At 37.9% G+C, this 9,457-nt stretch carries 12 protein-coding genes and 1 other annotated feature; of the genes, 9 read left to right on the top strand and 3 right to left on the bottom strand.

Annotated features, from left to right (window positions below; all coding sequences use genetic code 11):
• The 3 genes from ACLOR3_RS07160 to ACLOR3_RS07150 all read left to right on the top strand — a co-directional run.
• Window positions 1–1,421 (top strand): DUF2142 domain-containing protein (locus tag ACLOR3_RS07160; RefSeq protein WP_412037105.1); only part of this gene is annotated, 1,421 nt, incomplete at its 5' end.
• A gap of 37 nt (window positions 1,422–1,458) precedes the next feature.
• On the top strand, window positions 1,459–3,987 hold the full coding sequence (locus ACLOR3_RS07155) for an LTA synthase family protein (protein ID WP_411399855.1): 2,529 nt from the start codon (window positions 1,459–1,461) through the stop codon (window positions 3,985–3,987).
• A 128-nt stretch (window positions 3,988–4,115) separates the two neighbouring features.
• Window positions 4,116–4,604 (top strand): EbsA family protein, encoded by a 489-nt coding sequence (locus ACLOR3_RS07150; protein WP_006596041.1) that lies wholly within the window; start codon window positions 4,116–4,118, stop codon window positions 4,602–4,604.
• Here ACLOR3_RS07150 and ACLOR3_RS07145 read toward each other — a convergent pair.
• Window positions 4,601–4,798, bottom strand: coding sequence for a ferredoxin (locus tag ACLOR3_RS07145; protein WP_129821970.1), 198 nt, complete (start codon window positions 4,796–4,798; stop codon window positions 4,601–4,603). The two genes, ACLOR3_RS07150 and ACLOR3_RS07145, sit on opposite strands and share 4 nt — an antisense overlap.
• Before the next feature lie 45 nt (window positions 4,799–4,843).
• Here ACLOR3_RS07145 and ACLOR3_RS07140 point away from each other — a divergent pair, with 45 nt between their 5' ends.
• From ACLOR3_RS07140 to ACLOR3_RS07115, 6 genes are all read left to right on the top strand, one after another.
• Window positions 4,844–5,284 carry an SAG1386/EF1546 family surface-associated protein gene (locus tag ACLOR3_RS07140; RefSeq protein ID WP_129821971.1) on the top strand — a complete coding sequence of 147 codons (441 nt, stop codon included), beginning with the start codon at window positions 4,844–4,846 and terminating at the stop codon, window positions 5,282–5,284.
• Window positions 5,285–5,294: 10 nt separating this feature from the next.
• Window positions 5,295–5,978 carry a (d)CMP kinase gene (gene cmk / locus ACLOR3_RS07135; protein ID WP_129821972.1) on the top strand — a complete coding sequence of 228 codons (684 nt, stop codon included), beginning with the start codon at window positions 5,295–5,297 and terminating at the stop codon, window positions 5,976–5,978.
• Window positions 5,979–5,998: 20 nt separating this feature from the next.
• Window positions 5,999–6,129: a sequence feature (ribosomal protein L20 leader region), on the top strand.
• 15 nt (window positions 6,130–6,144) lie between these two features.
• Window positions 6,145–6,675, top strand: coding sequence for a translation initiation factor IF-3 (infC, locus tag ACLOR3_RS07130; protein WP_006597373.1), 531 nt, complete (start codon window positions 6,145–6,147; stop codon window positions 6,673–6,675).
• A gap of 33 nt (window positions 6,676–6,708) precedes the next feature.
• Window positions 6,709–6,909, top strand: a complete 201-nt coding sequence (gene rpmI, locus ACLOR3_RS07125) for a 50S ribosomal protein L35 (RefSeq protein WP_001125942.1) — start codon at window positions 6,709–6,711, stop codon at window positions 6,907–6,909.
• A gap of 49 nt (window positions 6,910–6,958) precedes the next feature.
• Window positions 6,959–7,318, top strand: coding sequence for a 50S ribosomal protein L20 (gene rplT / locus ACLOR3_RS07120; RefSeq protein ID WP_000124834.1), 360 nt, complete (start codon window positions 6,959–6,961; stop codon window positions 7,316–7,318).
• Window positions 7,319–7,451: 133 nt separating this feature from the next.
• Entirely contained in the window at window positions 7,452–7,919 is a 468-nt protein-coding gene (locus tag ACLOR3_RS07115; protein WP_023023644.1) for a deoxycytidylate deaminase, read from the top strand.
• Between the two features lie 377 nt (window positions 7,920–8,296).
• On the opposite strand, the gene ACLOR3_RS07110 is transcribed toward ACLOR3_RS07115, so the two are convergent.
• Both ACLOR3_RS07110 and ACLOR3_RS07105 read right to left on the bottom strand, forming a co-directional pair.
• A complete protein-coding gene (locus ACLOR3_RS07110) occupies window positions 8,297–9,154 on the bottom strand; it encodes a cysteine ABC transporter substrate-binding protein (protein WP_006596048.1) in 858 nt (285 codons plus the stop codon).
• Between the two features lie 11 nt (window positions 9,155–9,165).
• The coding region (locus ACLOR3_RS07105) for an AAA family ATPase (protein WP_412037104.1) at window positions 9,166–9,457 on the bottom strand (292 nt) is incomplete at its 5' end.

The raw sequence follows: 9,457 nt of genomic DNA, 5'->3' as shown, positions 1-9,457 counted from the left end.
CAAGGATTTTTTTGACCAGTTTATTTGAATTTACTTTGAATAAGAAAGTGTTAATTCTAATAATAGCATCAGTTATCTATCTGTTGCTGTTTAATTCAAAAGACTCTGATAAATTACCACGGAATGCGTTTCTGTTAATAGTTATATTTGGTAGTTTTATTTCTGTTGTCAAGCCAGTTCAATATGGATTGGATGAAGAGTCGCACTTGCCAAACGTCATTAGTATAACAGATAGTCCGATTTTTAAGTATTCGGATGAAAAGCTAGAAGACTATGATTCTGTATTTGGTTACGATGCTTTAAGAAACCCTGCGAAAAAATCCTCACAGTACTGGTATAGTGTAGAACATAAAGATAGTAAAATTAGAGGAACAAGAGTTGGATTTGACAATCCGGCCTTTCTCCCTAATGCTATTGGATGGTCCATCGGTAAACTGATCTCGAAAAAAGTATATGTTTCTTATTATTTAGGAAGAATATTCGAAGTTATAGCCTTTGCAATTTTAGCTTATCTTGCATTAAAAATCAGTAAGGTATTCAGAGAAGCTATTTATCTTTTTTCTACGTTCCCAGCTGTTTTATATATTATTGCTGGTTACCATTATGATTACTTATATTTTGGAGCCAGTTTAATTGCGTTAGCATTATTAACAAATGTACTCTCTGAGAAAAATAAAGTTGATAAAAAATATGCAATTGCTTTTCAATGTACGACATTACTTTTTGCATTTTCGAAATTTCCTTTTATATTAACCGGAAGTTTGTTGTCTGTTTTACCAAATAGATATTATAAAGATAAAAAAATGAGGTCATTTTCTTCCTTACTATTTCTTTTAAATCTATTTATATCATTTATTTATGTTGGTATTATTAAATTATTCCCTTCTGGAAGTTCAATTTCAGGGGAAGGTCCAGGTCTATTTTATTTCTTAACGCATCCGTTGCCATTGTTACGAACTTTATTCTTAGCACCGCATGGAATTATTAATGATTTTATTTCAGATCCATTAAAGTATGTTTCTGAAAAATCAGCATTTTTAATCGCAGCTTCAATTTTCACTTTCTTTTTCATTCTATTCATTATTATTCTTAGAAATAAGATTGAACTGCCTAAATTCTTTAAATACTACAGTTTGCTTTTACTTTTAGGTACAGCAACCCTAATTATTGTTGCGATTTCTGGAGATCCTCGTGTATATCACACAGGTGATATTGTTGTTGGTGGGGTTCAAGGTCGTTACTATTATTATATTTTAATGTTTCTACCACTTTATTTCGGCACATGGTTCCACAAAAAAGTGGGTATAGCTGATATTGCTCAAAGTGAGGATTCACATTTTGATATATCGTTACAATATGTACTCATCTTTTTGAACATTTTAACGATTAGTATTGGGATTTATACACAAATTCAGGGTTGATTATTATAATTTAAACATCATAGTTATGGGGAGAAAAATGAAGAGAAAAAAGAAGTTTAATTTAAAAGAGTTTCTTATAAGAAACTATCAAAAATTAACGAGAACTCAACTGTATTCCTTTGCTCTCCTCGTCTTATTTCTTGTCATTAATACGTATCTAGTTCAGCATGTGATTGCCGAGAAACTAGGAGCAACGGGTTCCGTTATAGCATTGATTAATCACTGTGGGATTTATTTTGGGCTTGCAACAGTCGTTTTAGTTGCCTTAATATCTCAATATGATTTAAAGCGAATTTTTGCTTTAAAGATTATTGTATCCTATAGTGTCTATTTAATTCTTTCTTATTCAGTTGAAGTTGCCCTTCATATTAATGTACCGAAATATCAGGTATTCGATTTTGCCAAGAATGGTTTTTGGCAGACCAACTCAATTGTTTTTGTATCGGTATTAGTTGCTAGTTCACTCTTATTTTCAACTATTAGACAGTGGTTTGATAACAAGGCTGTTAAAAGAAAAACGAGACCAATTGGAAAACTATTTGAATACTTATTGCATTCTAGTATTTTAACAACTTTTGTTTTAACAGATTCTAAAATTCCTTCAACTCTCTATCGTACGACCTGGTATTTGTTTGATGGCATTGGAAAAACCGGAGGAGGCAAGTATTCCCTGTCGCAATTCTGGTTTGTCGAGTTTAGAATGATTGGTTTCTCTATTCTTTTAACTCTTATCGGATTGTTTTTTGTCAAAGGTCAAATAGACTTAGTTAAAAATAGATCGAGTTTTTCACTGGCTGTTATGACTAGTATTAGTCTAGCTATTCTATCTAACACTGGTGTGCAACTTGGACTTGGAGCAGGAGACTTGCTTGTTGGTTATTCGATTTTTCCAGGTGGAGTCGTATTTCCTATCCTCTGTCTCGTGTTTCTATATATCTCTATATATGTATTGATCAATAGATATTGGTTTACAACGATTCTAATAGTCTTTAGTAGTGTTTCTTTCGTTGTTGCCAACGCTGTTAAATTCAGTATGAGGGGAGAACCTATTTTACCGAGTGATTTGGTCTGGTTATCTCAACCGTCCGTTTTATTTAGCTTTGTTGATGTCTCTTTTATGTTCATCGTCATAGCTGTTGCTGTAGGTCTATCAGTTACCTATATTCTCGGTAGGCGGTATATTTATACAGGTAAGATTATACGGTCAACTATAATTCGCTATCTTACACTTTTGTCTATTGTATTATTTGGTTATAAAGTATATTCTATCTTTGACCAAAAAGAAAATGGCGTGATTTCGGAGAAAGTACCAGTTATCACCTTATTGAATAACTTTCAGGATACGAAATGGCTGGGGAATTCGATTAATGCCAGGTATCGGTCGTTAGCTTTTGTCTGGTTCAATCAATTGACAACAGAAGTCATGATAAAACCGGAGGGATATAGTAAAGAAAAAATGCTTGAGATTGAAAAGAAATACTCTAATCAAGCCTCTGAAATCAATCAAACAAGAAATGAAGTTATCGATCAACAGACCATCATCTATGTTCTAAGTGAGAGTTTTTCGGATCCTAGCAGAATAGAAGGAGTGACAATTTCTAGAAATCCTATCCCAAATATTCAAGATATAAAGTCAAAAGTGACAAGTGGTTTAATGAAATCAGATGGCTACGGCGGTGGTACGGCTAATATGGAATTTCAAACTTTAACAGGTTTACCATTTTATAATATCAGCCCTACCGTCTCTGTTCTATACTCAGATGTTGCTCCGAAAATGCAACCGTTAATTTCGATAAGTGATTCTTTTGCACCTAAAAATAAGGAAATTATCCATTTTGAATCAAAAATTAACTATTCAAGAGATGTTATCTATAATAGACTGGATTTTGATAAGTTTGTAAGTATTGATGACAAAAAGGAATATAATGTAGGATACCAGGAAATTCATGTTAGTGACCAATCAACCTATAATGCAGTCCTAAAAGATTTAAATACTAAGCAGAGTCAGTTTTTCTCAGTCATTACGATGCAGAATCACGCCCCATTTATTGCAGGGGAACCATCAGATGTAACAGCTTCCGGCAAAGGTTTCTCAGAGGATGTCAATACTCGTTTGACAAATTATTCAAGGTTATTAACGTTTACTGACAAAGCCACCCAAGATTTCCTAGAAAAGCTATCCAAAATCGATAAAAAGATTACAGTTGTCTTCTATGGGGATCATTTGCCTGGTTTGTATCCAGAATCTGCCTTTAAGAACTATCCAGAAGGTCAATACCAAACAGACTACTTTATTTGGAGTAATTTCGATGCTCCGAAGTTGGACTATCCTTTAGTCAATTCAAGTGATTTCTCTGCTATGGTCTTTGAACAGACTAACTCTAAGGTCTCTCCATACTATGCTCTCTTGACGGAAGTGTTGAAGAAAGCAAGTGTTGACAAAAAAGCTTTAGAAGGAGAAGCGTTGGAAATCGCTGAGGATCTCAAAATGGTTGAGTATGATCTGATAAGTGGTAAAGGATACCTTTCCCAAGATTTCTTCGAGGTACCATCGGCAAAAAATTAATGGAAAGAGACCAGCTTTCATCAATCTGTCATTCAGTGATTTGATTGCTAAAATTATTAAAATAGAACAGGCTTTCCTGTTCTATTTTTGTTGATTTTATGCTAAACTAGTAGGAGGGGGTTCCGCATATGATTAAGATTTTTGGGAAAATCCGATACCATTGGCAGCCTGATTTATCCATGCTGATTACCTATTGGTCATTATCGGTTATACCCGTCTTTATTGGACTAGCTCTAATGTATGAGAGTTCCAGTATCCCGACGGTGGTACTCTTTTCATTCTTTCTCTTTATGGCCTTGCTGGCTGTAGGAGTGCATCGCTATTTTACGATCTACGATGATGGGATTTTACGGATTATCACGGCGAATCCATTAACTCCTATAAAAGTTCCGATTTCATCGATTGAAAAAGTGGAAGTTACAAAGAATTCTATCAAGTTAATTTTTAACGATGGATCAAGAAGTCGGACCTTCTGTATGCGTAAGTGGCCCAAAAAATACTTTATCAATGCCTTAGCCTTGAATGATCATTTTAAGGGTGAGATTGAGTTGACAGATAACTTTATCCATGTGGACTATTATCAACTCTACTATGCAGATAATGAAAAAAGCTCTTAATCTTTGATAAGAGCTCGGGTTGGACAATTTTTAACCGCTTCTTGGATAGAAGCATCGGTAGGAAATTCCTTTTCCAATCGTTCATCCTCAGAGGTGAACTTAACGATACCATTATCGTGATAGTCAAAAATGTCCGAATATGTTTGGCAAAGGCCACATGCGATACAACGTTCAGGTATTAAGGTTATTTTCATATCTATATTGTAATGATTTTAACAGGAAAACACAAGGAGGAAGTTATGCCGAAAGAGCCATGGGAAGAAGAAATTTATGATGACGGAGAAGAAACATTGAAACGAACAAACAAATTAAATGGGATAAAAGCTGATCGCTTGTTGACCATCTTGGCGATTATTTTCTTTATTATTATTGTAGCGATGGTCTGCTTCTTAGTTTACCTTTCTACAGGTGGAAGCGATAAGAAGAAACAAATGAGCGGTTTCTACAATGGTGAAACAACAGTCGTTGCAGCAAGCAGTGCTCCAGCTGCAGAAAAGACAGAAGAAGCAAGTGCAGAAGAATCTGAAGAAGGTACGATTACAGTCCTAGCTGGTGAAGGAGAAGCAGCAATTGCGGCGCGTGCTGGCATTTCGATCGCCGAATTAGAGCAACTGAATCCATCTCACATGTCTACTGGATCATGGTATGCAAATCCAGGAGATGTCGTCAAGATTAAATAAAGGATAAGCTATGAAACAGATTCAAATCGCAATTGATGGCCCTGCATCTAGCGGGAAGTCAACTGTTGCTAAGATTATTGCTAAAAATTTAGGCTACACTTATCTCGATACGGGTGCCATGTATCGCGCAGCGACCTATCTGGCTCTTCGTCATGATCTGACCGAAGCAGATGTTGACCAGTTGGTTGATTTGCTGAACCAATATCCTGTGAGCTTTGGGCGCTCTGAAGACGGGCAACAATTAGTCTTCGTAGCTGATGTCGATGTGACTCATCCAATTCGTGACAATGAAGTGACCAACAATGTCTCTTGGGTATCTGCCTTGGCTCCTGTGCGTGAGCGCTTGGTAGCCCAGCAACAACAGATTGCTGCTCAAGGTGGGATCGTCATGGACGGTCGCGATATTGGGACGGTTGTCTTACCAGATGCAGAATTGAAGATTTTCCTAGTGGCTTCTGTAGAAGAACGTGCAGAACGTCGCTATAAGGAAAATTTGAGCAAGGGCATTAAAACAGATTTAGAAGTATTGAAAAAAGAAATTGCTGAGCGGGACTACAAAGACAGTCACCGAGAGGTTTCGCCATTGAAACCAGCAGACGATGCCATTCATTTTGATACGACTGGTGTCGGAATTGATCAAGTGGTTGCATTTATTGAAGAAAAAGCAAAAAAAATCCTTGACAATCCATCATAAACTTGATATCATATAAAAGTTGAGAAAAGCAGAAGTGAGAACTTCTCGCCTTGCGACTAACGTTGTCTGGCCCCTACGGATCAAGTTTCAGAAATGAAATATAATCATGTAGTGCGGGTTTGCGTTAGCAAGTCCGCTCTTGTTTTTCTCTAAAATAAAAAAAGAGGTGAAAACCATAGCAAAGCAAGACTTATTCATCAATGATGAAATTCGTGTACGTGAAGTTCGCTTAATCGGTCTTGAGGGCGAACAATTGGGTATCAAACCACTTGGTGAAGCGCAAGCACTTGCGGACGACGCTAATGTGGACTTGGTTCTCATTCAACCTCAAGCTAAACCTCCTGTTGCGAAAATTATGGACTACGGTAAGTTCAAATTTGAGTACCAGAAGAAACAAAAAGAACAACGCAAAAAACAAAGCGTTGTGACCGTGAAAGAAGTTCGTTTGAGCCCAGTTATCGACAAGGGTGATTTCGATACAAAACTTCGCAATGCTCGCAAGTTCCTTGAAAAAGGGAACAAAGTGAAGGTTTCCATTCGCTTTAAGGGTCGTATGATCACCCATAAAGAGATTGGGGCAAAAGTTTTAGCCGACTTCGCTGAAGCAACTCAAGATATTGCTATCATCGAACAACGTGCTAAAATGGATGGTCGTCAAATGTTCATGCAGTTGGCACCAGCAACTGACAAGAAATAATCTGTCAGAAAGTTAAAAAAAGGAGAAAATATCATGCCAAAACAAAAAACACACCGCGCATCAGCTAAACGTTTCAAACGTACAGGTTCTGGTGGACTTAAACGTTTCCGTGCTTACACTTCTCACCGTTTCCACGGAAAAACTAAGAAACAACGTCGTCATCTTCGTAAAGCATCTATGGTGCATTCAGGAGATTTCAAACGTATCAAAGCAATGCTTACTCGCTTGAAATAATCGCGTATTTGTAAGTAAAGAATTCTAGGAAATATTGGAGGAAATATAAATGGCACGTGTTAAAGGTGGCGTTGTATCACGCAAACGTCGTAAACGTATTCTTAAATTAGCTAAAGGTTACTATGGAGCTAAACACATCTTGTTCCGTACTGCAAAAGAACAAGTAATGAACTCTTACTACTATGCATACCGTGACCGTCGTCAAAAGAAACGTGATTTCCGTAAATTGTGGATCACACGTATCAATGCGGCAGCTCGTATGAACGGACTTTCATACTCACAATTGATGCATGGTTTGAAATTGGCTGAGATCGAAGTTAACCGTAAAATGCTTGCTGACTTGGCTGTTAACGATGCAGCAGCTTTCACAGCTCTTGCAGATGCAGCTAAAGCAAAACTTGGTAAATAATTAATAAAGAGATCCGCATGGATCTCTTTTTCTTTGAGTGAAGGAATCGGCTGTGACAGTGTTATCTTTTTTTCTTGCTGATTTCGTGCTATAATGAAAAAAATTTAGAATGTTCATGAAGGAGGACAAGACTGTGGGACATAAACGATTAGCCTGGGATGAGTATTTTGCAGCACAGGCTTTGTTAATATCAAATCGAGCAACTTGTAAGCGGGCCAAGGTGGGGGCTGTATTGGTCAAGGATCATAAGGTGGTTGCGACGGGTTACAATGGCTCTGTCTCTGGTACGGAGCATTGTTTGGATCATGACTGTCTCATGGTGGAAGGGCATTGTGTTCGGACCCTCCATGCAGAGGTCAATGCCATTTTACAGGGAGCCGAACGAGGGATTCCCAAAGGTTTCACAGCCTATGTGACCCATTTCCCTTGTCTCAATTGTACCAAGCAACTGCTTCAAGTTGGCTGCAAGCGGGTAGTTTATATCCATCAATACCGCATTGATGAATATGCTGAGTACCTCTACCGTGAAAAAGAAGTAGAGCTAGTTCATCTTCCATTGGAAGTGGTCAAAGAAGCTATTGCAGAGGCAGATTTTATTTAAGAAAGGATTACTGTCTCACTACATACAATTAAATTGAAAGCTTATTTTTGAGATCACGCTTCACTGATTCGTCTAGAGGAAGGAGATTGTGATGAACCGTAAAATTTGCTACCCTTGTACAGGTTCTTGGGGCTCTTTTTCAAGTATTTATGCTCTTATCCGGAGAGCCTGAAAACGGAGAGAATCCCCCTATTATCTGGTTGTCAATCATTCAGATTCTTTTATGGCTTGCTGTGGCCACTACAAATCCTCTCTTTCTGTTTAGCCATCGATGTCCTACTAGCTACTTTCTTTTGGGGGAAACGACCAAAGGATACTAGGGAAAATAGTTTTTGACAAGAAAAAAGGCTCTATCATTGTGATAGAGTCTTTATTTGTTATTTTACTTCGCCACCTTCAACAACGAGGTCATCTGCTTTTGCAGCATCGCCGTAGGTTGGGTGAAGAGTTTTTTCATAAGCTTTGTGGAAGAAGTTTTCTTTTCCAAGCTTTTGAATGTCATCGTTAATGAAATCGAGGAGTTCTTTGTTTCCTTTTTGAACCGCTGGTGCGATAGTATCTGGATCACCAAGTGAAGTAATTCCAACTTCGTATCCTTTGTTTTCAAGGGCCCAAGCAAGGACTTCTGTGTTGTCTGTTGAGAAGGCATCGCCACGTCCATCTAGGAGAGCTTGATAGGCATCGCTGTATTGGTCATATTTTTGAAGTTTTACTTCTGGATGGTTCTTTTCGAAGTAGGTTTCAGCAGTAGTTCCCTTGGTTACGATCAAGGTCTTTCCTTCCAATTGTTTCACATCAGTGATAACCTTATCTTTAGGAGACACCACACCGAGTGAAACCTTCATGTAAGGAAGGGCGAAGTCTACTTGTTTCTTCCGCTCATCAGTTACAGTGAAGTTGGCCAATGTGATATCCACTTTATTGGAGATCAAGTATTCCGCACGGTTAGCTGCATCCACTGATACATATTTCGGTTTGACACCAAGGTCTTTAGCTAATTGGTTTCCTAGTTCGATATCGTAACCTTGGTAGGATCCATCATTATCAACATAACCAAAAGGTTTTTTGTCTCCAAAGACTGCGATACGAAGCTCGCCACTTTTCTTGATTTCTTCAATGGTACGTGCTTTAGAGCCGGTAGAAGAAGATGATGACTTGCTAGAGCCACATGCAGTGATAAAGAGCAAAGCGAGAGCGAAGGTAAAAAGAACTAAAATTGGTTTAATGAATTTCATAAAAATCTCCTTTATAGATATGAGCCAAATTGGCTAAAGTCAAATACATTTAAAAATTCTTGTGCTCGTTGGGTTTGTGGGTTGGTAAAGAAGGAGTGAGCACTTCCTTCTTCGGCAATTTTGCCCTGATCCAAGAAAATGATTCGATCGGCAATAGCTTGTGCGAACTGTAACTCGTGGGTCACCAGAATCATGGTCCGTCCTTCTTGGGCCAGGTCGTTGATGAGTTCTAGAACTTCCCGGACCATCTCAGGGTCTAGAGAGGCTGTTACTTCATCGAAGAGGATTATTTCTGGATGCATG

Source organism: Streptococcus intestinihominis (assembly GCF_046824975.1).
In the GTDB taxonomy this organism is placed as follows: domain Bacteria; phylum Bacillota; class Bacilli; order Lactobacillales; family Streptococcaceae; genus Streptococcus.
The sequence above is the reverse complement of the archived record's forward strand: the minus strand, read 5'-3'. Positions and strand labels throughout refer to the sequence as shown.

Bases quoted from the DNA above. Each gene is read 5' to 3' on its own strand.
- ACLOR3_RS07155 (WP_411399855.1), top strand. From the start codon at position 1,459: ATGAAGAGAAAAAAGAAGTTTAATTTAAAAGAGTTTCTTATAAGAAAC.
- ACLOR3_RS07150 (WP_006596041.1), top strand. From the start codon at position 4,116: ATGATTAAGATTTTTGGGAAAATCCGATACCATTGGCAGCCTGATTTA.
- ACLOR3_RS07145 (WP_129821970.1), bottom strand. From the start codon at position 4,798: ATGAAAATAACCTTAATACCTGAACGTTGTATCGCATGTGGCCTTTGC.
- ACLOR3_RS07140 (WP_129821971.1), top strand. From the start codon at position 4,844: ATGCCGAAAGAGCCATGGGAAGAAGAAATTTATGATGACGGAGAAGAA.
- cmk (WP_129821972.1), top strand. From the start codon at position 5,295: ATGAAACAGATTCAAATCGCAATTGATGGCCCTGCATCTAGCGGGAAG.
- rpmI (WP_001125942.1), top strand. From the start codon at position 6,709: ATGCCAAAACAAAAAACACACCGCGCATCAGCTAAACGTTTCAAACGT.
- rplT (WP_000124834.1), top strand. From the start codon at position 6,959: ATGGCACGTGTTAAAGGTGGCGTTGTATCACGCAAACGTCGTAAACGT.
- ACLOR3_RS07110 (WP_006596048.1), bottom strand. From the start codon at position 9,154: ATGAAATTCATTAAACCAATTTTAGTTCTTTTTACCTTCGCTCTCGCT.